This is a genomic window from Rhizobium sp. 62_C5_N11_2, from assembly GCF_051811185.1.
Taxonomy (GTDB): Bacteria; Pseudomonadota; Alphaproteobacteria; order Rhizobiales; family Rhizobiaceae; genus Rhizobium; species Rhizobium leguminosarum.
Genome location: NZ_JBPWPW010000001.1, coordinates 1886437 through 1907164, shown reverse-complemented (window position 1 = coordinate 1907164; position 20728 = coordinate 1886437). Strand labels below are relative to the sequence as shown.

Annotated in this window: 25 protein-coding genes and 1 pseudogene; 10 read left to right on the top strand and 16 right to left on the bottom strand. The window is 61.9% G+C overall.

Features of this window, described 5'->3' with window-relative positions; translation table 11 throughout:
• Window positions 1-5: 5 nt before the first annotated feature.
• Together AB8B31_RS09735 and pcsA are read right to left on the bottom strand one after the other, a co-directional pair.
• Window positions 6-986 (bottom strand): quinone oxidoreductase family protein, encoded by a 981-nt coding sequence (locus tag AB8B31_RS09735; RefSeq protein ID WP_131703138.1) that lies wholly within the window; start codon window positions 984-986, stop codon window positions 6-8.
• A gap of 9 nt (window positions 987-995) precedes the next feature.
• Entirely contained in the window at window positions 996-1724 is a 729-nt protein-coding gene (gene pcsA / locus AB8B31_RS09730; RefSeq protein WP_018069600.1) for a phosphatidylcholine synthase, read from the bottom strand.
• 346 nt (window positions 1725-2070) lie between these two features.
• On the opposite strand from pcsA, the gene AB8B31_RS09725 reads away from it, so the two are divergent.
• Window positions 2071-2883, top strand: a complete 813-nt coding sequence (locus tag AB8B31_RS09725) for a ferredoxin--NADP reductase (protein ID WP_064648011.1) — start codon at window positions 2071-2073, stop codon at window positions 2881-2883.
• A 49-nt stretch (window positions 2884-2932) separates the two neighbouring features.
• Here AB8B31_RS09725 and AB8B31_RS09720 read toward each other — a convergent pair whose 3' ends face one another.
• The 7 genes from AB8B31_RS09720 to AB8B31_RS09690 all read right to left on the bottom strand — a co-directional run bounded on the left by AB8B31_RS09720 (window position 2933) and on the right by AB8B31_RS09690 (window position 8260).
• Entirely contained in the window at window positions 2933-3547 is a 615-nt protein-coding gene (locus AB8B31_RS09720) for a GntR family transcriptional regulator (protein WP_131703137.1), read from the bottom strand.
• Window positions 3548-3762: 215 nt separating this feature from the next.
• Entirely contained in the window at window positions 3763-4122 is a 360-nt protein-coding gene (locus tag AB8B31_RS09715) for a VOC family protein (protein WP_131703136.1), read from the bottom strand.
• A gap of 74 nt (window positions 4123-4196) precedes the next feature.
• Entirely contained in the window at window positions 4197-5399 is a 1203-nt protein-coding gene (locus AB8B31_RS09710; protein ID WP_003559312.1) for an ABC transporter permease, read from the bottom strand.
• On the bottom strand, window positions 5389-6105 hold the full coding sequence (locus tag AB8B31_RS09705) for an ABC transporter ATP-binding protein (RefSeq protein ID WP_003539566.1): 717 nt from the start codon (window positions 6103-6105) through the stop codon (window positions 5389-5391). Before AB8B31_RS09705 ends, AB8B31_RS09710 begins: the two co-directional genes overlap by 11 nt.
• Window positions 6106-6117: 12 nt before the next feature.
• Window positions 6118-7410, bottom strand: a complete 1293-nt coding sequence (locus AB8B31_RS09700) for an efflux RND transporter periplasmic adaptor subunit (RefSeq protein ID WP_131703135.1) — start codon at window positions 7408-7410, stop codon at window positions 6118-6120.
• 257 nt (window positions 7411-7667) lie between these two features.
• A complete protein-coding gene (locus AB8B31_RS09695) occupies window positions 7668-8042 on the bottom strand; it encodes a GFA family protein (protein ID WP_131703134.1) in 375 nt (124 codons plus the stop codon).
• An 8-nt stretch (window positions 8043-8050) separates the two neighbouring features.
• Window positions 8051-8260 carry a hypothetical protein gene (locus AB8B31_RS09690; RefSeq protein WP_018241980.1) on the bottom strand — a complete coding sequence of 70 codons (210 nt, stop codon included), beginning with the start codon at window positions 8258-8260 and terminating at the stop codon, window positions 8051-8053.
• 380 nt (window positions 8261-8640) lie between these two features.
• Between AB8B31_RS09690 and AB8B31_RS09685 the strand changes: the two genes are divergently transcribed.
• Entirely contained in the window at window positions 8641-8820 is a 180-nt protein-coding gene (locus AB8B31_RS09685; protein ID WP_027684747.1) for a hypothetical protein, read from the top strand.
• A 153-nt stretch (window positions 8821-8973) separates the two neighbouring features.
• Here the strand turns inward: AB8B31_RS09685 and AB8B31_RS09680 are convergent, their stop codons facing one another.
• Window positions 8974-9528, bottom strand: coding sequence for a cytochrome c (locus AB8B31_RS09680; protein ID WP_131703133.1), 555 nt, complete (start codon window positions 9526-9528; stop codon window positions 8974-8976).
• A gap of 235 nt (window positions 9529-9763) precedes the next feature.
• Here AB8B31_RS09680 and AB8B31_RS09675 point away from each other — a divergent pair, with 235 nt between their 5' ends.
• The 8 genes from AB8B31_RS09675 to AB8B31_RS09640 all read left to right on the top strand — a co-directional run bounded on the left by AB8B31_RS09675 (window position 9764) and on the right by AB8B31_RS09640 (window position 15321).
• Complete coding sequence (locus AB8B31_RS09675; RefSeq protein WP_131703132.1) at window positions 9764-10267, top strand: cytochrome b; 504 nt, start codon at window positions 9764-9766, stop codon at window positions 10265-10267.
• A gap of 153 nt (window positions 10268-10420) precedes the next feature.
• A complete protein-coding gene (locus AB8B31_RS09670) occupies window positions 10421-10834 on the top strand; it encodes a hypothetical protein (RefSeq protein WP_205912229.1) in 414 nt (137 codons plus the stop codon).
• A 93-nt stretch (window positions 10835-10927) separates the two neighbouring features.
• A complete protein-coding gene (locus tag AB8B31_RS09665; protein WP_131703131.1) occupies window positions 10928-11155 on the top strand; it encodes a hypothetical protein in 228 nt (75 codons plus the stop codon).
• Window positions 11152-12618 (top strand): TolC family protein, encoded by a 1467-nt coding sequence (locus tag AB8B31_RS09660; RefSeq protein ID WP_131703130.1) that lies wholly within the window; start codon window positions 11152-11154, stop codon window positions 12616-12618. Before AB8B31_RS09665 ends, AB8B31_RS09660 begins: the two co-directional genes overlap by 4 nt.
• A gap of 13 nt (window positions 12619-12631) precedes the next feature.
• Window positions 12632-13978: a multicopper oxidase family protein gene (locus AB8B31_RS09655; RefSeq protein ID WP_131703129.1), complete on the top strand. Its 1347-nt coding sequence runs from the start codon at window positions 12632-12634 to the stop codon at window positions 13976-13978.
• Between the two features lie 32 nt (window positions 13979-14010).
• Window positions 14011-14490 (top strand): cupredoxin domain-containing protein, encoded by a 480-nt coding sequence (locus AB8B31_RS09650; RefSeq protein ID WP_018241971.1) that lies wholly within the window; start codon window positions 14011-14013, stop codon window positions 14488-14490.
• A gap of 23 nt (window positions 14491-14513) precedes the next feature.
• Complete coding sequence (locus AB8B31_RS09645; RefSeq protein WP_028731948.1) at window positions 14514-14801, top strand: copper-binding protein; 288 nt, start codon at window positions 14514-14516, stop codon at window positions 14799-14801.
• A gap of 55 nt (window positions 14802-14856) precedes the next feature.
• A complete protein-coding gene (locus tag AB8B31_RS09640; RefSeq protein ID WP_131703128.1) occupies window positions 14857-15321 on the top strand; it encodes a DUF411 domain-containing protein in 465 nt (154 codons plus the stop codon).
• A 34-nt stretch (window positions 15322-15355) separates the two neighbouring features.
• On the opposite strand, the gene AB8B31_RS09635 is transcribed toward AB8B31_RS09640, so the two are convergent.
• The 6 genes and pseudogenes from AB8B31_RS09635 to AB8B31_RS09610 all read right to left on the bottom strand — a co-directional run bounded on the left by AB8B31_RS09635 (window position 15356) and on the right by AB8B31_RS09610 (window position 20672).
• Window positions 15356-15724: a hypothetical protein gene (locus AB8B31_RS09635; RefSeq protein ID WP_028731950.1), complete on the bottom strand. Its 369-nt coding sequence runs from the start codon at window positions 15722-15724 to the stop codon at window positions 15356-15358.
• A gap of 92 nt (window positions 15725-15816) precedes the next feature.
• Window positions 15817-16194: pseudogene (locus tag AB8B31_RS09630) on the bottom strand (EF-hand domain-containing protein); the annotation flags it as partial.
• Window positions 16195-16209: 15 nt separating this feature from the next.
• A complete protein-coding gene (locus AB8B31_RS09625; protein WP_018445407.1) occupies window positions 16210-17289 on the bottom strand; it encodes an ABC transporter ATP-binding protein in 1080 nt (359 codons plus the stop codon).
• A 28-nt stretch (window positions 17290-17317) separates the two neighbouring features.
• Window positions 17318-18367: a carbohydrate ABC transporter permease gene (locus AB8B31_RS09620; RefSeq protein WP_003539547.1), complete on the bottom strand. Its 1050-nt coding sequence runs from the start codon at window positions 18365-18367 to the stop codon at window positions 17318-17320.
• Window positions 18364-19401, bottom strand: coding sequence for a carbohydrate ABC transporter permease (locus AB8B31_RS09615; protein ID WP_131606748.1), 1038 nt, complete (start codon window positions 19399-19401; stop codon window positions 18364-18366). Before AB8B31_RS09615 ends, AB8B31_RS09620 begins: the two co-directional genes overlap by 4 nt.
• A gap of 11 nt (window positions 19402-19412) precedes the next feature.
• On the bottom strand, window positions 19413-20672 hold the full coding sequence (locus tag AB8B31_RS09610) for an ABC transporter substrate-binding protein (RefSeq protein WP_131703127.1): 1260 nt from the start codon (window positions 20670-20672) through the stop codon (window positions 19413-19415).
• Window positions 20673-20728: the final 56 nt, after the last annotated feature.

Genomic DNA, 20728 nt, shown 5'->3' with positions numbered 1-20728 from the left:
GGATCTCATGGAATCAGCAGCGTCGTTCCTGTTGTTTTTCTTGTTTCCAGATCCGCGTGAGCCTGCCCAACCTCACGTAACGGATAGGTTTGATTGATATTGATACGCACTTTGTTGCTTTGCACAATATCAAATAGCGCTTTCGCACTGTCGATCAGTTCCTGGCGCGCGGCGATGTAGGTGAAGAGCGTCGGCCGCGTCGCAAAGAGCGAGCCCTTCTGCGCCAGTGCCGCAAGGGTGAAATTCTCGATCGGCCCGGAGGATTGACCGAAGGAGGCAAAAAGGCCGCGCGGCTTCAGGCAATCGAGCGACTGTGGAAAAGTATCGCGGCCGATCGAATCGTAGACAACATCGACGCCCTTGCCGCCGGTGATTTCGCGGACACGGCCGACGAAATCTTCGTTCTTGTAGTTGATCACATGGTCGTAGCCATGGGCGAGCGCCAGCTCGATCTTGTCTTCAGAGCCCGCCGTGCCGATGACGGTGGCGCCGAGCGCCTTTGCCCATTGGCCGGCGATCAGGCCGACGCCGCCGGCAGCGGCGTGAAACAGCAGGACCGTCTGTGGGCCGACCTTGAAGGTGCGGTTCAAGAGATATTCGGCGGTCATGCCCTTCAGCATCATCGCCGCTGCCGTTTCGAGCTCTATGCCGTCAGGCACAAGCACCAGGTGCCGCGTCTCGATATTGCGTTCGGCGCTATAGGCGCCGTCGGCGCCGGCATAGGCGACGCGGTCGCCGACCTTGAAATCCTCGACGCCGGGGCCAACCGCTGTCACGGTACCGGCGCCCTCCTTGCCGGTGACGAAGGGCAAATGCGGGGTCTTGTAGGTGCCGTTGCGGAAATAGACGTCGATGAAATTGAGCCCGACCGCCGCCTGCCTGATCTGCACTTCGCCCGCCGAGGGTGGCGGAAGATCGATCTCGACATAGTCGAAAACCTCCGGCCCGCCCGTCCTCGAAAATGAAACCGCCTGCGTTTTGGTCATCTGCCTATCCTAAGCTTCGCGTCCAAGGGCAGGGAAGAATTGCAACACCGCGCCGATGACGTAAAGATAGATTCCGGTCACGATAAAGAGAATGAGCGCCCATTCTGGCGTGTCGAAATGCATCAGTAGCGAAAAAATGCCGAGCGCCGACCACAGGAAAAAGACGCCGAGGTTGAGCGGGCGCAGCCTTTTGACCCGAACCGGGTGGAGGAAATTGATCGGCAGGAAGGTCAGCACCACCGAGACGATGACAACAGTGAGCGCCGTCGTGGCGCTGGCATCGATGACGAACAGCGTGAAGACGATCATGTTCCAGACGACAGGGAAGCCGGAGAAGAAATACTCGTCCGTCTTCATGCCCATATCGGCATAGTAGATGGCGCTGGAGACGACGATCATACCGGCGGCGACGAAGGACCAGGGCTCGCCGATCATGCCGCTCTGATAGAGCGCGAAGGCCGGCAGAAGCACATAGGTGACGTAATCGATGATATTGTCGAGCGTATCGCCCGACCAGTTCGGCAGCACTTCCTTGACGCGCACCTTGCGGGCGATCGGCCCGTCTATGCCGTCGACGAGAAGGGCGAGGCCCAGCCACCAGAACATGTCGATGAAGCGGTGTTCGGCGGCGGCAACGACGCCGAGAAAGGCAAGGAAGGAGCCGGATGCCGTCAGGATATGGACGGAAAAGGCGCGCATCTCCGCATAAGGAACACGCTTGTAGTTGAAAATCTTCATATTCCCCCGACCGCCCTATCGCGCTCGCCCCGGCAAGCATCTTTTTTTCGCCACCATCGCCGAACCCTGTTGCTGAATCGGGTTCGACGCCGTAGGTCTTTGTTGTCGCACCATTTTTGCCGAAAACCGGCATCCGTTTCCGGCGTGCTGCTCTAATATGCATCCTTTGCCGGGCTTCGCCAGCGGGAAATACGACATTCCCCGCCAGCCATTGAATCCTGACAATGACATGCATATTTCCCTTTAGAAGCGTCGCGTGGAATGGAATGCCTTTAATTCGGGCCCGATTTGTAATATCTCGCTCGCATCCGACTGTTCATCCGACGAAACGGGATCCGCTACCGAAATGAACGCGCCTGCAAAGACCGAAGACTTCGCCTCGTCCATCCCCGCCGGCGTCTATGCCGAGACGGTGCTCGATGTCACGCACTATACGGACCGGCTCTTCCGCTTCACGATGACCCGGCCGCAGGGCTTCCGTTTCCGTTCCGGCGAATTCGCGATGATCGGCCTGATGGTCGAGGGCAAACCGGTCTTCCGCGCCTATTCGATCGCCAGCCCCGCCTGGGCCGAAGAGCTTGAATTCTTCTCGATCAAGGTGCCGGACGGTCCGCTCACCTCACATCTGCAGGCGATCAAGCCGGGCGACCAGGTGCTGATGCGCAAGAAGCCGACGGGCACGCTGGTGCTCGACGCGCTGACGCCCGGCCGTCGTCTCTACATGTTCTCGACGGGAACCGGCATTGCGCCTTTCGCCAGCCTGATCCGCGACCCCGAGACCTATGAGAAGTTCGAGGAAGTCATTCTCACCCATACGACACGTGATGTCGCCGAGCTGAAATACGGCTTCGACCTCGTGCACGAGATCCAGAATGACGAGCTGCTGAAGGAAGTCGTCGGCGACAAGCTGCGCCACTATCCAACAGTCACGCGCGAGGATTTCGAATATCGCGGCCGCATCACCGACCTGATCTCCTCCGGCAAGCTATTCACCGATCTCGGCGTGCCGCCGCTCGATCCGGAAATCGACCGCGGCATGATCTGCGGTTCCTCGGCCATGCTGAAGGATACCAAGGAACTGCTCGAAAAGGCCGGCCTCGATGAAGGCGCCAACAGCAAGCCCGCCGAATTCGTCATCGAGCGCGCTTTCGTCGGCTAAAGCATTTGTGACAATCAGACCTGTGGCGGCTCCGGAAACGGAGCCGTTTCTATGTCTGGCTGAGGTAATCGATCAGCACCGCCATGGCGGCGCGCGCCTCATCCGGCCTGCCCTGATGGATGGCGCGGATGACGGCGACATGCAGCGCGATGGCGCGATCCGTGCGCTCCGGGCTTGCCTTGGAGTACCAGAGGCGGCGTGAATGCGTCTGCACCGGGCCAAGTGCTGCCGTGATGAAGCCGTTCGGGCAGGCATCCTCAAGGATTTCGTCGAAAGCCTTGTCGGCGGCGAAGAAGCCGGCGAGATCGCCGGTGACGGCGCATTCCTCCATCGCGCGGGCGCAGTCGATGAGACGCGCGCGCTGTTCGTCGCTCGCATGTTCGGCGACAAGGCTTGCCGCGATCGGCTCCAACTCACGGCGCACCTGCATGACATTGCCGTGATCGTCCGGTGCGATTTCGGCCACCTGCAGCCCGACGCGCGGCTTCACCAGGATCAGCCCCTGCCAGGCAAGCTTCTGGATCGCCTCGCGCACCGGCGTGCGCCCGTGGCCGGCCATATCGATCAATTGCTTTTCAGTGACAAGCGCGCCGGGCTTCAGCGCCAGCGTCACGATCAGATGCTCCAGCGCGAGATAGGCAAGATGGCTTTGTGAAGTCTGCAATACGGAGCTCCGTCGCCAAATCTGATATATCACCTTGTCGCACGGTCGAAAACCGAAGACAAGGCGGCACTGAATATCGGAATAGAGACAGATAGATAACAAAGGCGAGGCTGCTGAAAGCCGGCGAGGCATTGACGTCTGCGCCGTGAAGGCTGTTGCCACCCGCCCCGATCTACAGAGGCATTTCGCGTCGGCTGCGTCATCAGGCCGGCAGATCACCCCTTGCGGAACGCTCGGCTGGAAACCGAGATCGAATTTTGACACGGGTCTTTTGCATTGGCGAACAGATAGCCATCGGCTCTATGGATGGCACCGAACTCCAGGCCATTCTCCGCGCATCGCCTGCAAAAGTCCTCGACATCCTCTACGTCGAAGACCAGCTTCACGATGGATTGACCGCTCCGCTGCCCCTTGGCGGCCTGATGCAGCATGATATTCGCACCGCCGTCCTGAGCGACCAGTTCAATGATCCTGTCGCCAGGCAGGCTGGTCGCCTTGAAACCGAAGTGCTTCTCATAAAACCGCGCCGTCTCCTCGACGTTCCCAGCGTAGATCACCAGTCTGTTGAGCGGCATGATGGCGCCCTCCGATAGCGCTTGCGTTCGATTAACAGGAGTAGAGGGACATCACCCGTTTTGCCACGGCGCATTTATTCGTGCCGCAGCGCCTCGATCGGGTTCAACTGCGCTGCCCTTCTCGCCGGGAAATAGCCGAAGATCATGCCGATCGCCGCGGAGAACAGGAAGGCGACGGCGACCATCAGCGGACTGAAGACGAAGGGCACTTTCAGGAGCGTCACGGCGCCGAAGCCTAGGCTCAAGCCGAGCACGATGCCGGTGATGCCGCCGAACAGCGACAGCGCCACCGCTTCGACCAGGAACTGGGTGAGCACCTGGTTTTCGAGCGCGCCGATCGCCAGGCGGATGCCGATTTCGCGGGTGCGCTCGGTGACGGAGACCAGCATGATGTTCATGATGCCGATGCCGCCGACGAGCAGGCTGATCGCGGCGACGGCGCCGAGCAGGCCGGTCAGCAGCGTCGTCGTGCCGGTCATCGCCTCGGCGATCTGCGTCATGTCGTTGACGTTGAAATCGTCCTGGCGGCCGGGCACGATCTTGCGGCGCTCGCGCAGGAGATTTTCGACATCGGACTGCACCTTGGCTGTGGAGACGCCGTCGCGCGCCGAGATGATGATCTGCGGCACGTTGCTGTTGCCGCTGATGCGCCGCTGAAACACCTTGACCGGCATGATGACGACATCGTCCTGGTCGTTGCCCATGCCGGACTGGCCGCGCTTGGCAAGCACGCCGATGACGGGGCATGAGACCTTGCCGACGCGGATCTGCTGGCCTGTAGGGTCGGCGCTGCCGAAGAGCTGCGAGCGCACCGTTTCGCCGATGATGCAGCGCGCCTGGCCGCGTTCCTCGGCGGGCAGGAAATTGCGGCCGAGCGCCAGATTCCAGTCCTGTGCGATGAAATAGTCATTCGTGGTGCCGGAGACACTGGTCGAATGGTTCTGGCCGCCGAAAATCACGGTCGCTGTGGACTGGTTGAGCGGTGCCACGGCCCTGAGGCCGCCGATCTGGTCGCGGATAGCCGCGACGTCCTTGACGCTGAAGCGCTTGGCCTCGGAGCTCGCCCGGCCGGGGCCGAACTGGCCGGGGCGGACGAACAGCATGTTGGTGCCGAGCCGCGACAGCTCGGTCGAGACCTGTGCAGTCGTGCCGTTGCCGATCGTCACCAGCGCGATCACAGCGGCAACGCCGATGACGACACCAAGCACGGTCAGGAACGAGCGCAGCATGTTGCGGCTGATGGCCCGCAGCGCCAGCTTCAGCGTCTCAAAGAACATGATCCGCCCTCCTCCGGTGCTCGACTTCAGTCTCCAGCTTGCCGTCGACGAAACGCAGCAGCCGCTGGGCATAGGCGGCGATATCGGGCTCATGGGTGACCATGACGATGGTGATGCCCTGTTCGCGGTTCAGCCGCGTCATCAGATCCATGATCTCGACGCTGGTCTTGGTGTCGAGATTGCCGGTGGGCTCATCGGCGAGGAGCAGCGCCGGCTCGGTAACGATGGCGCGGGCGATAGCGACGCGCTGCTGCTGGCCGCCTGACAGTTCCTGTGTTTTGTGATGTTCGCGCCCGGTGAGGCCGACCAGCGCCAGGGCTTCGCGGGCCCGCTCGCGCCGCTCGCGCACCGCCATGCCGCGATAGATCAGCGGCAGCTCGACATTTTCGACGGCCGAGGTGCGCGACAGGAGGTTGAAGCCCTGGAAGACGAAGCCGAGCATGTGGCGGCGCAGCAGCGTCAGCTGGCTGCGGTCGAAGCCGCTGGTCGGAATGCCTTCGAAAATGTAGTCGCCGGCGCTCGGCACGTCGAGGCAGCCGAGAATATTCATCGCCGTCGACTTGCCGGAGCCAGACGGCCCCATGATCGCGACGAATTCATGGGCGTTGATCGCAAGGTCGACGTGGTCGAGCGCGCGGATCGCCGCCTCGCCCTCGCCGTAGATTTTCGAGACCTGTCTGAATTCGATGAGCGGCGGGCTTGCCATCCGTCTCTCCGCCTAGTTCGCACGCGTCGTGGCGTCGGTCACCAGTGCGTCGTTTTCCTTGATGTCGCCGGAGACGACCTGGGTGAACTGGCCGTCGGATGAGCCGACCTGGATGACAATAGGCGCCGGGCGACCGTTGCGCAGCACCCAGACACGGCGCTCAGCGCCCTTCAGCGCCGGGCCGGCATTGTTGTTGCGCTGGCGTGGCGGGCCGAAGATGCCGAAAATGCCGCGGCCGCGCCTTTCGGCCTGCGCCGGGGCGTAACGCAGCGCGGCGTTCGGCACCATCAGCGTATCCTTGACGGCCTCGACGGTGACGTCGGCCGTCGCCGTCATGCCGGGGCGCAGCAGCAGATCGGCATTGTCGACGGATAGAACCGCCTTATAGGTCACGACATTGTTGACCACCTCGGAAGCGAAGCGGATCTGCTCGATCTCGGCGGGAAAGGACCGGTCGGGATAGGCATCGACTGTGAATTTCGCCTTCTGGCCGACGGCGATCTGGCCGACATCGGCCTCGTCGACATCGACCTGCAGCTCCATCTTCTTCAGGTCGCCGGCGATGGTGAAAAGGATCGGCGCCGAAAGCGAGGCTGCGACCGTGGCGCCCGGATTGACGGAACGGGTGAGGATGACGCCGTCGATCGGCGATATGATCTTCGCCTTGGCGAGATTGACTTCGGCGAGCTGCAGGTCGGCCTCCGAGGCGAGGACCTCGGCCTCATTGATCTGTTTGGCGGCGACGGCGGAATCATATTTGTAGCTGGCGTCGTCGAGGCTCTGCTGGGTCGAGACGTTACTCCTGACCAGGCTCTTCAACCGCTCGAGCGATGTGCCTGCCGATTGCATATCGGCATTGGCCTTGACGACGTTCGCCTTGGCCGAATTGAGCTTGGCGCGCGAACTCTTCACATCCGCCTCGAGCTTGTTGGTATCGAGGAGAGCGAGCACTTCGCCTGATTTGACCGTGCTGTTGTAATCGACATTGACGTCGCGAACCGTGCCGGAAAGCTCGCTCGATATATCCACCTGCTCGGTCGGCTGCACGGAGCCGGTGGCAGTGACCAGCACCGTCAGGTCGCCGCGTTTTGCTGGCTGGGTGTCATAGCTCAATTCGCTTTGCCCACGACCCATGTAGAAATAAGCGGCGACTGCGGCAGCAGCGATGAGGATCAGCAGGATGATCAGGCGTCCGCGCCAGCGGCTGCGCTTGCCCTGCCGTCCCGATGCCGCAAGGACTGCGGCGAGATTGGACGCTGCGCCTGTCTTTGCTCCGGTTTCGCTGCCGCTTACGATTTTGTTCATGTCGTCCTCAATCAGTCAGTGGCCGCTTGCGGCCTCTGCGGCGAAATAATCACAACGCAGATGAACCGGCGATTAGCACTGCCGCCGAACTGGCACGGAATTGCAGATGGGTGAAATGAAATATTGGTAAGGAAAGTCAAGTTTCGGTGCGACTGAGCATGTCGCGCAAAACTGTGCAGCGGTTTTGCGATCACGACATGCGGAAAATCAAAGATCTAAAGCGCGGCAAGCTCGATCGCGACGCGCTTTAGCGCCGGTCAGTTCGCATCCTCGGCAAATTGGGCCGCGCCGTGCAAGGGATGCAGCCATGGTTCACGCCGCTTGATCCAGACCTCATAGCTAGGCGCAAGGTCGGTCGGTGGAGTGTCTAGGGACCCCAGGCGGAGTTCCGCCTCATCTTCCCGGAGGCAGAAAAGCCTGCCGCCGCAGACGGGGCAAAAGCTGCGGCCGGCGAATGTGGCGATCTCGCCGCTGTGGGAGAAAGCCTGACGCGGCCAGACCGCGAAGAAGACGAAGGCGGAGCCGCTCGATTTGCGGCAATCGGCGCAGTGGCAGAGGCCGGTGCGAAGCGGCTCGCCTTCCACCCTGTAGGCGACCGCCCCGCAAAGGCAGCTTCCGGTTCGGATCCCCATGGCGCCCGTCAGGCGTCGAGATTGGTCGGCAGGCCCGGTGGGCGCCGCTTTGCCGCCATCAACAGGTCGAGTTCGGTGGCGGACGGGCCGAACTTCTCGTAGAGGCGCTTTGCCTCCTTGTCGTCGAGCCGATATTTCCTGGCAAATTCGCCGATGCTATAGGGGCGGCCACGCAACACTCTCCGCGCCGGGGTCGCCGTATTCGGTGCGTCGGTCATGGTTTTCTCCTTTTCGTCAGGTACCCTTTAAGCTAGAGCGACCCGTCGATTTGGAAAGAGCCCGTAAGCCGCATAGCGGCTTCCGGCATGGATGGATGCGGTTGTTTTCCTGGAACCTTTTCGTCGACATGCGTATTTTTTGATCGAGGTTGCGGGCCGCGCCAAGCGGACGCGGCGATGCTGGAGAACATCGGGGGTTTTTCCGCTTTCTCCCGGTGGCCAACGCAGTGGCAGGCGAGCTCCCTACCCGCCCGGTTCGCTTCCTCATCCTGTTGTTTTCGAGCGGAGATCACGAAATATTAAAATGCGGAACGCATGCGCCGGAGCGAGGTTTTCCCATTGAGGCGACGTGGCCTCGTTCAACAACCAAGGAGAACCGAATGGCAAACCAAGGTGGATCCCATGAACAGCACGTCAAGGCTGGGCAGCAGAGTCACAAGAACGACTCCGATGCCCGCGACGCCTCAGCCGGCCGCGACGCGCAGTCCAGCGGAACCCGCGGCGGCAGCCAAGAACAGCATGTAAAGGCTGGTCAACAAAGCCACAAGAACAGCCACTAAAGCTGCTCTGATATGAATTAGGCTCGCGCGTCGGCGCGGGCTTTTCTTTGTCGAGTCACTACGACTAGGGATCGACCGCTGCCGGGAAGCCGATCTGTCCTCAATCAGTATTCGGGCGTGTTGCACGTAGACGCGTCCCGCGAGTGGCCGCCGTCATTCCATCCTGAACCGGCTGTGGCAGGTCGCGCAGGTCTGCAGCATGAGGTGGAACGTGTGTTCCGCCGGCATCGCCGATAGCTCGTGCTCGTTGCGGACGTGAGTGCCGAAAGGACCACCACCCATAGCCTCTCCGGGCTTCATGCGCATGCTGGCAGTCATCGGCCCGGGGTTCTTTTGCGCGGCGGCATCCAGCGCGACGGCGTAGTCGCGCAGGTCGTTGGCGATGCGGTCGAACCGGTCGCGCTCATTAAGAATGTTCGGTCCGGCCTTCGACTGCCGACTATCGGTCGCGGACGCGAAATGTGCAGAGAGAACGCCTCCAGACTTGTCGCGGATGGTGTCGGCCGCCCATTGGAACTCGCTGGCCTTGTAGGTCGTCGAATCCTTGAACATGCCGGAGATCGTCTTTGCCGCTGCGGCCATGGCTTTCATGTCCGCCTGCCGAATCGCGACGATGTCCTCCTCGGCGGAAACCATGGCCGCCGTCATCAGGACCGCCGCCATGAAGGCAAACAGTCCGAATTTGCTGGTGTCAGCTGTTAATCTCATCGACGAAGCCGTCTGGATTTGGTGACCATGATGCTGCACGGATATCCGATGCCGTGACCGGATATCCGTCTTTATCTGGGCAGCAAGAGGGCGGATGCGCGCCCGTCAGGCGGCGGGCGCATTCCCAGCTTCCAATCGGCGGTTGATCTGCAGCACGTAGATCTTTTCGCAACCGAGCGATGAGAAAGCATTAACTGTCGCCGGTTAGTCTGCGCCTCTCGCTCGGAGAGGATCGATGAAGAGTGGCTACTCGCTCGCCCAGATAGGACTCCACTGGCTCGTCGCCTTCATGGTGCCGGTCCAGTATCTGACCGGCGGCAGCATCGAGAGAATCCATCACGCCGTCCACATGGGTCTCACGCCGTCCTATTGGGACGTCGTCCAGCACCAGCTTCACAATTATGCGGGAATGGTGATCGGCCTGCTGATGGGCGTGCGGCTGGTTCTTCGTCTCCTTCAATCGCCCGAAACCAGCGGGCCGGATTCATGGGCCGGGCGAGCCGCGAAGGCGCTTCACTACGGCTTCTACGCCGCAATCATCGGACAGGCCTGCATGGGGTTCGTCGCGAGCTATCTCTCGTTCGCCATCGCGCCGTATCACGTGATCGGGTCGAAGATTATCCTGGCGATGGTCGCGCTGCACCTCGCCGCAGCGGCCTGGCACACGCTGGTCGCCCGTGACGAGACAGTCGACCGCATGGTGTTCTCGCGCCGGAAGCGGTCAGCCGAGAATTTCTAGAGTGGCCAGCGTCAGCACGACATAGCGGCTGGCCTTGGCGGCGAACACAGGGATCGTGAACGGGATGATGTTCGTGCCACATAAAGGACTCGAACATTGACGACAGGTGAGTTGCAATTGAAATCGAGCTGCTTTGCATGTAGTTCGAGGAGCATGGGCAAGATGTACCGAATCGCAATGAGCAGGCTGCTCGTGATGATGCGGCTGGTGATGATCGTATCACTGGCGGGGTACTCGCTGTCGAACGCCAGCGCCGCCATGCATGGCTCCTCGTTCCCCGAAATGGCAGCGGCCGTGTCAGAAACCGATGCCATGCAGCATCACGATGGCCATGACATGACGAAGATGGCTGTCCATGACCACTCCCAAGGCGAGGCCAGCGGTGACGCCGATGGCGTATCGAAGCCCGTCAAGCAAGAATGCTGCAAGGATTTCTGTGGCGGGCTCGGCATTATTTGTGAAGGCCAGGACGTCGGCGGACCCGTCGTAACCTTGATCCGGCAGTTCATCGACGACCGGACGACCCTTGGCGAACTGCCGACCCTCAACCGTCCCCCGAATATCTGAATAGAAACGCACCCGCTTGATCGGGTCTAGTCGGACGCTTGCCTGTTTCTGGGCGAGCGCGCCGTAGGCTATCTCCTATTCGGATATTTCAAAATGAAACCCTCGCTTTTCGTGGTGGGGCTGCCGCTTGTTGCCGGTGGCTGCGCATCCACGCTTCCTCCCGATGTGGTGGCATTTCCCACCGCGGTCATTCAGCCGTCCGCGCTTCCGGCGGCATACAGGTCGCCGATCACAGGTTACGTCGCCCGCCAGCCGGTCGATCCCAAACCCTGGCGCAGACAGAACGATCTGCAGTCTCCGATGAATGGAGACGGCTCATGATCGGCACCACAAGATTGATCGCGGCGCTGGCATTTCCGCTCGCCTTGAGCGGCTGCGTTACAGGCGCCGACTATTCCCGCAAGGAGGCGGGTTTCACCTCCGTTGCCAACAAAACCGCCACGGTCACGGCGAAAGAGACCGTCTGGATCCAGAACCAGAACCAGGCCCGATCGGCGGCCGCGCAGGTCAAAGGCCTGCTTGCTCGAACGAAGCCTCTCGACGTCGAGACTGCCGTCCAGATCGCGCTGCTCAACAACAAGGGCCTTCAGGCCGCCTATGCCGATCTTGGCGACAGCGCCGCCGACGCCTGGCAGTCGACGATGTTCATCAATCCGACCGTCTCCATCGGCACGACAGGCATGGGGACGCCGGAGCTGGGGGCGTTCAAAACGATCGAAGGGATGATCACGACGAACATCCTGGCGCTCGCGACGAGGAACCGGGAGGTGGCGATCGCCGACACCCGCTTCCGCCAGGCGCAATTGATCGCGGCGGTGAAGACGCTTCAGGTCGCCGCTGACACCCGGCGCGCCTGGATCGGCGCGGTCGCGTCATGGGAGAATGCCGGGCAGCTCCAGCACGCTCAGGCGGCTGCCGACGCAGCCTCGGAACTCGCCGAGAAACTCGGCGAGACAGGCGCGATGGCCAAGGGCGCCCAGGCCCGTGAACATGTGTTCGTCGCCGAACTCGCCGGAGAAACGGCTAAGGCCCGGCTGGCGGCCCGTCTCGCCAAGGAGGATCTAACGCGGCTGATGGGCCTCTGGGGCTCCGATCTGGACTACCAGGTCCCGAACAGCCTGCCGCCGCTCCCCAAGTCCGTCGTCAGACGCGACACCATCGAGGCCGAAGCCCTCAGGAACCGCATCGACCTGCAGATTGCTAAGCTCGACCTCGAGGCCACTGCCAGATCCTACGGCCTCACCGAGGCGACGCGCTATGTGACCGACCTCGAGATCCTGACCGGTTTCGATACGGAACGCGAAATCGAGGACGACGAGACGAAAACGAGGACCACTGCGCAGGTCGAGCTTGAGTTCGCCATCCCGATCTTCGACACCGGCAAGGCCCGGATGCGCAAGTCCGAGCTGGCCTACATGCGGGCGGCGAACCTGCTGGCCGAAAAAGCCGTCAACGTCCGCTCGGAAGCACGCTCCGCCTACGAGGCTTACCGCTCGCACTACGATATCGCGCGACACTACCGCAACAACGTCGTGCCGCTGCGCACCAAGGTCGAGGAGGAATCCCTGCTGACCTACAACGGCATGATCTCGAACACCTTCGAGCTGCTGACGGACACCCGCGACAAGATCAACTCCACCCTGCTTTCCGTCAACGCGAAGCGAGATTTCTGGCTGGCCGAAGCCGATCTGGCGCCTGCGATCTACGGCGGCGGCGCGACGAAGGCGGCGGCAGAGACCGAGGTCGCCGCTGTTTCCGAAAGCAGCGCTGGCGGCGGTCATTGAGAAAGGACACACCATGTTCAACAGACGACAACTTTTTGGCGCCAGCGCTGCTCTGCTCACCACAGCCGCCTGGACGAAGACCTCGGCAATGGGTCTGCCCGAGGCCCCGACGATGGAATCGGCCGACATGCAGCCGCCGCTCCTCCCTACCTCCGGCCCGGACTATCAGCCGGTCGTCACCCTGAACGGCTGGACCCTGCCGCACAGGATGAACAATGGCGTCAAGGAGTTCCACCTCGTCGCCGAACCGGTCGAACGCGAGATGGCGGACGGCATGACCGCCTATCTGTGGGGCTACAACGGACAGTCACCGGGACCGACGATCGAGGCTGTCGAGGGAGATCGCGTCCGCATCTTCGTCACCAACAAGCTGCCGGAGCACACGACGATCCACTGGCACGGCATGATCCTGCCGTCGGGCATGGACGGCGTCGGCGGCCTGACGCAGCCGCACATTCCAGTCGGCAAGACCTATGTCTACGAGTTCGACCTCGTGAAATCCGGCACCTTCATGTACCACCCGCATTCCGACGAGATGGTGCAGATGGCGATGGGCATGATGGGTTTCTTCGTGATCCATCCGAAAGATCCCAAGTTCATGCGCGTCGACCGAGACTTCGTCTTCCTGCTCAACGCCTACGACATCGACCCCGGCTCCTACGTGCCGCGGATCATGGAGATGACCGACTTCAACATGTGGTGCTGGAACAGCCGCGTGTTCCCGGACATCAGCCCTCTCGTCGTGTCCAGGAATGACCGGGTGCGCGTTCGGGTCGGCAACCTGACGATGACCAACCATCCGGTCCACATGCACGGCTACGATTTCGAAGTGACCTGCACCGACGGCGGCTGGGTGCGGCCGGAGGCGCGGTGGCCGGAGGTAAGCATCGACATCCCCGTCGGCGCGATGCGTGCCTACGAATTCGACGCCAAGTATCTCGGCGACTGGGCGATCCACTGCCACAAATCGCACCACACGATGAACGCCATGGGTCACGACATTCCAACCTTCATCGGGGCTGACAAGTCGAAGGTCGCCAAGAAGATCAGGAAGCTGCAGCCGGAATACATGCCCATGGGCACAAAGGGCATGGCAGATATGGGCGAAATGGAAATGCCCATCCCCGAGAACACCGTTCCGATGATGACCGGCTGGGGACCGCATGGTCCGATCGAAATGGGCGGCATGTTCTCGGTCGTCAAGGTCCGCGAGGGGATCTCGGCAGACGATTACTCAGATCCCGGCTGGTACGAAAACCCGCCCGGAACGCAGGCCTGGGAGTGGACCAGAGAACTTCCGGACGCGACCAAGGCCAAAGACGCGGAAACGCAAATCACGCCGAAGCCGACAAACGGCTGAGGTCCAATCTCAACATCGAAAAGGAATGACGGATGAAGAATTATCTCATGGCACTGGCCTTCGCAGCAATCGCGTCACCAGCACTTGCCTCAGGCAACCACGCCGGCGGCCATGGCGAGAAGATGGCCATCGGAGAACCCGGCGACAAGGCCAAGGCGACGCAGACGATCCGCGTCACGATGAAGGAAACCGACGACGGGAAAATGTTGTTCACCCCCGCCGTCTTCAACGTCCGCAAAGGGCAGACGGTCAAGATCGCGATCAAGAACGCCGGAACCGTCGACCACGAATTCGTGCTCGATCAGGAAGACAAGATCCTGGAGCACAAGAAGGTCATGGAGAAGTTCCCGGAAATGGAACATGCCGACGCCAACTCCATCCGTCTTCCGGCCGGCCAATCCGGCGAGATCGTCTGGAAGTTCACCACCGACGGCGAGTTCAAGTTCGCCTGCCTGATCCCCGGCCACTACGAGGCCGGCATGCACGGCGACGTCACCGTCGCCGGCAAGTAATCTGCAACAAAGGAGCTACACGCATGAAAACTGCAATGATCAAAATCGGCCTCGCCACCCTGCTCTGCACCAGCGCAGCCTTCGGCGCATTCGCCGAGGAATTCACCAAGGGTGTCGTCAACAAGGTCGACACAAAGGCAAAGAAGGTCACCATCAAGCATGAGGACCTGAAGAACCTCGACATGCCCGCGATGACGATGGTCTTTCGCGTCGAAGACCCGGCTCTGATCGAAAAACTGAAAGAAGGTGCGAATGTCGAGTTCGTTGCCGAGCGTGTGAATGGCAAGCTGACCGTCACCAATGTAAAATAGCCACCTCCTGCCGCCCGGGTCGATCCGGGCGGCAGGACATCGAGGAGCGCAGACGATGCACAGAAGAAGAAGTTTCATTGCAATGGCGGGCTCTGCCCTGGTGTTCCTGAGCGGAAAGGCCCGTGCCACGGCTCCGGCGGAAATGACTGTCTATAAGGACCCGAATTGCGGTTGTTGCCACGAATGGGCGAAAGCAATGGCAGAGGCAGGTTATTCCGTCGATCTCCGCAACACCGACGACCTTGCCGCAGTCAAGGCACGGCTTCGCGTGCCTGCCGAAATGGAAGGATGCCATACCGCTGCCGTCGAGGAATACTACCTTGAGGGACATGTTCCGCTCGAGGCCGTGCAGCGCCTGCTCCGAGAGCGGCCGCCGGTCCGAGGGCTGGCCGTGCCGGGGATGCCGCCCGGCTCGTTGGGAATGCGTGTCGATCCGGCCGCGGTCTATGACGTCTATGCGATCCCCTCGGGAACCGGCGCGCCGTACGTGTTCATGGAGGTCCGCCCCCGGAAGGCCTGACGCCTCGATCAATCAAGCCACGCTGAGCTGCCGCTCAGGAAACCGGAGCGGTGCAGAGCGCCGCCCAGAGATCGTGCTTCCAGTCCGTTCCCGGCCGCGTCGACAGGTCGATCACATAGTCGGCGGAATTGATCCGCACCATGGCGGGCGCAACGCAGCGCACGCTCGCCTGGTGTCTTCCCCCGTCCCGATAGAGCACCGTCCCGCCACCGTCGAATTCCGACAACGTGATGACGACATCGAAATCAAAGGCGCGATCGCGGGCCGGACCGCCCTCTGCCAGACTGAGGCTGACCGACCGGCTGCCGCCAAACGAAGCGGTGTGGAAAATGGCGAGCTCGGACGCCGCCGCCGTCGATGCGGATTGCGCACAAAGGATCAGACACAGAAGGACTCGGCGCATTTACCTCTCCCGTGGTCAATGCATTGCGATCCTATCATATCCTCGGCGGCTCCGCGACTATTCGCAGAGCCGAGGCTGGATCCCAGGCCCCGCTACGGCCGCATGAACGCCTGCAATTCGTCGGTCGTGACCTTGCCGTCCTTGTTCGCGTCCACGCTGTCGAAGATCCGCTTGTGGATCGCCGTCACCTCCTCGAAGAACAGCGCGCCGTCTCCGTCGGCGTCGGCGACCGCGAACATGATTTTCATCATGTGTCCGCGCATCGACATCATCGGCATGCCGCCCATCATGCCGGACGGCATCATCATGCTCCGCCCCATCATTCCGTCGGGCATCATGCCGGATCCGCCGGGCATGGATCCCTGACCTGGCCCCATCGTCCCGTCGTCAGCGTCGGACGGCTGGCTTGCCTGCGCCGATGTCGCAGGATGATGGGGGGCGGCGTCGTTTGTCTGCGCGAGCGCGAGACCAGCTCTCGCAGCCCATCAGGACAGGCGCCGCCCGTCCTCGCCGAAGAGGTGCAGCACATGGGGATCGAGATGCAGCGGCAGGCTGTCGCCCGATTTCATCCGCTGCTGGCCGGCAAAGACCGCAATCAGCTTCTTCCCGCCTGCGTCGGCGTGGACGACGGTCTCCGAGCCCAGTTCCTCGACAAGGGTAACGCGGGTGTCCAGTCTGCTCGTTGAGGCCGCATCGGCCAGGGTGATGTGTTGCGGGCGGATGCCGATGCTGACCCTTTCGCCCGTCGGGCGTGCCTCCTTGGCAATCACCGAGAGACGATGGCCACCAACGGTTTCGACCTCAGCGAAACCGCCCTGGTGACCGACAATCGCACCTTCGAGGAAATTCATGTGCGGCGCGCCGATGAAGCCGGCGACGAAACGATTGGCCGGGTTGTTATAGAGTTCCAGCGGCGTTCCCACCTGCTCGACCCTGCCGCTTCTCAAGACGACGATGCGATCGGCCAACGTCATTGCCTCGACCTGGTCATGGGTGACATAGATCATCGTCGCCTTCAGGCGGGCGTGAAGGGCCGCCAGTTCGGCCCGCATGCTGACCCTGAGTTCGGCGTCGAGATTGGACAGCGGCTCGTCGAGCAGGAAGGCATCCGGCCGCCGCACGATGGCGCGGCCGATGGCGACGCGCTGGCGCTGGCCGCCGGAGAGCTGGCCCGGACGGCGCTGCAGGAATGGCTCGATCTCCAGCATGCGGGCGGCGTCCGTGATGCGCGCTTCGATCTCGGCTTTCGCCACCTTGGTGTTCTCGAGACCGAAGGCGAGGTTTTCCCTGACACTCATATGCGGATAGAGCGCATAGGACTGGAAGACCATGGCCAGGCCGCGATCGGCGGCGCTGATAGCGGTGACATCCTTGCCGTCGATGGCGATGCTGCCGCGGGTGGGCTTATCGAGGCCGGCGATGAGGCGCAGCAGCGTCGATTTCCCGCAGCCGGAAGGGCCGACGAAAGCGACGAACTCGCCGTCATTGACATGCAGCGAGACATCGCGAATGACCTCGACGGCGCCGAAATTCTTGACGATGTTCCTGAGCTCGAGCCCGCTCATGCACTCTCCTATTCAAATTATAGCTGGCCTATTTGAGCCCCGAGCCGGCGATGCCCGTCGTAATGAAGCGCTGCAGGAAGACGAAGATCAGCACGACCGGGATCATCGAGACGACGGTCATGGCGAGGATGTAGTGCCATTGCACATTGAGTTCGCCGGCATAGACGTTGAGGCCGACCTGCAGCGTATAGAGTTCCTTGCGCGAGAGCACGATCAACGGCCAGAGGAAGTCGTTCCAGCGCCAGACGACCGAGAAGATCGCCAGCACCGCCAGTGCCGGCGCCGACAGCGGCAGGATGATGCGCCAGTAGATCTGCCATTCGCTGGCCTTGTCCATGCGCGCGGCGTCGAGCAATTCGTCGGGGATCGTCAGCATGTATTGCCTGAGCAGGAAGACGCCCGTCGGGGTGGCGACCGTCGGCAGAATGACGCCCCAGAGGCTGTCGAAGAGGTTCAGCGTGCCGATGACGGAATAGAGCGGCACGACGATGACCGAAAGCGGCACCATCAGAGTCGCCAAGATCATCAGCATGACGGCGGTGCGACCGGGGAACTGGTATTTCGACAGCGCGAAAGCGGCCATGGAATTGACGAGCAGCGTGATGGCCGTCGCCACGACGGTGACGAAGACGGAGTTGCGCAGGAAGAGGAAGAAATCGAAGCGCTGGAAAGGTTCGGTGTAGTTGCCGCCGGCGAATTCGACCTGGCGCACCGGTGTGCGGTCCTTGATATTCGCCTTGACGATTTCGCCCGGCTGTTTCGGATCGACCATCTGACCGATGATGCCGATGCGGCGCACTTCGGCGAGCACGCGCGTGCTGCCATCCGGCATTGCGACATTATAGAGCGGCAACGGCTTGTCGTAGCCCGGCACCACTGCCTGCTCGGTGACATAGGGCAGGAAGGAAGGCGGGAACTCGGCAAGGGCGGCCGGCGTCTTGAACGAGGAGAAGACCAGCCAGACGGCCGGGCCGAACATCAGGAAGACGCCTGAGATCAGCCAGATCCAGGTGACGACATCCGTCCAGTGCCAGCCTCGTCCGCGACGGCGGAGCAGGAAGGCAGAGACAGCGCTCATTGGCGTGCTCCCTTCTTCTCGTTGCGGCTACTGACGCCGAGCTGGACCAGCGTCAGGATGACGAGCACGATGCCCATCAGGATCGAGGCAGCGGAAGCCAGCCCCGGATTGCGCAGCGAACTCGCAAAGCCGGTCTCATAGATATACTGGGTGATGTACATGGTGCTGGTGCCCGGCCCGCCGCCGGTCAAAACGAAGACCTCGTCGAAGATCTGCACGGCGCGGATCAGCGCCAAGACCAGCACGACGATGAGGTTCGGCATCAGAAGCGGCAGGGTGATGCGCCGGAAGATGCGGGTTGGACGGGCGCTGTCCATCGCCGCCGCCTCGTAGAGATCCCGCGGGATCGCCTGCAGGCCGGCGAGCAGGATCAGCGCATAGAAGCCCATATGCGCCCAGACCGAGACGAAGACGGCGAAGAAGAAGGCCCAGAAACGATCGCTGAGCCAGGAAAACGGCTCGAAGCCGAAGGGGCTCAGCGCATAATTCAACAGGCCCTCGCGCTGCAGGATCCATTTCCAGATCAGGCCGACGACGACGGGCGACAGCAGCACCGGGAAGAAGAAGACGGCGCGCCAGAAGCCGCGATTGGAAAGCTCGCGGTTGAGGATCAGCGCCGTTGCGAGCGCTGCGACCAGCATCACTGTCACCTGGAAGACGACGAAGACGGCGGTGTTGCGCACGGCCGCCCAGAAGGTGTCGGCAGCGCAGGTCGAAGGGTCGAGATAGCTGCCGCAATCGAAGAGGATGCGGTACTGGTCGGCGCCGACATAGGTCCTGTTCTGCAGGAAGATGGCGCTGCCGCTCGTCGTCGAATAGATGAAGTTGATGACAAGCGGCAGCAGCACGAAGACGGTGAAGATCACCATGTTGGGCGCCAGGAAGACGCCCGCCATGCCGTTCAGCCCGGTCAGCTTCTGCCAGGCGCGCATGGGAATGTCGACGAGCCCCATGACAAGCCGGACAGGCGCCGAGAGCGCCTGCCGCAGACCGGTTTTGACAGGTGGTTCAGAAGAAACCGTCTTCGCCGTCATCTGTTCTTCCGTCAGTTGCCGGCGACCTTGGCCTTGATGTCCTCGTCGATGCGGGCATAGGCGTCGTCGAGCTTCATCTCGCCGGCGATCACCTGGCTGATGCGGGCGACAATGGCGCTGTAATAGGCGTCCGACCACTTCCAGCCCGGCAGCTTCATGGCGGGTGCCGCCGTCTGACCGGCCGCTTCGACGAAGGCCTTCAGCGCCGCCTGCACATGCGGATTATCGGTCTTGAAGTCCATCTGGCCGGCGGCAACACCCTTATGCGCCGGAATGAACAGGCTTCGTTCGGCAAATTCCTTCTGCACGTCGGCACCTGCCAGGTAGTCCATCACCTTGGCGACGTCCTTCGGGTTCTTGGTGTATTTGACGGCAACCAGACCGGCGCCACCCTGCATGCCGGAGCATGCGACCGAACCGCAGGGGCTGCCCGCCATCACCCAGTCGAAATTGTCGCCAATCTTCTGGGCGAAGCCCGAAACCTGCCAGCTGCCCGAATAAAGATAAGCAAGGCCGCCATTGATGAAGTCCTCGGCGGCGGAGCGGTAGGTGGTGCCGGCAGCACTCACCCAGACATCCTTGTTGATGGTGCCGTCCTCGTTCCACTTGACGAAGCGGCTGAGGAAGTCCTTGGCGCCCTGATCGATCGGCGCCGGCTTGCCGTCGGCGGCGATGTAATTGGCGCCGTAGGAGATGTTCGGGCCGGAGACCCGGTGGCCGGAGCGGTCGATCGCCATGGCGAAGACCTTCTGGCTGTCGGCGACCTTCTTGGCGGCCGCCGCCCAGTCGTCCCAGGTGGCTTTCGGGCCGGGGATCTCGACGCCGGCCTGCTCGAACAGCGTCTTGTTGACGAAGCCGCCGGTCAGCGTCAGCTGCGTCATGAAGCCGGTGATGGCATTCGAGCCGTCCGGACGCATCCAGTCGGCCTGGGCGCCGAAATTTTCGTCCCAGTATTTCGCATCGGCAAGGAGTGGGCGAAGATCAAGCCAGTGCTGCGCCGGCGCCTTCAGATTGGTGACGCGGGCGATATCCGGCCCCTGCCCGGCTTCGAGCTGCACCGGCAGCTGTTCCTTGACGACGTCGTAGGAGACCTCGTCGAGGATGACGTTGACGTCGGGATTGGCCTTGGAGAAGCGCGAGAGCAGGTCCTTGATTACCTCGCCTTCGCCGCCGTCGGAATACCACATGATGCGCACGTCACCGGCATGGGCGGCAACTGAACTCAAGAGAACCGCAGCAAAAGCCGCGCCGATCGATTTCATTCTGGTCATTTTCTCCTCCACTTGACCGATGAATTCCTGCGCCCGGCCGGTCCTCCTCCTGCCGG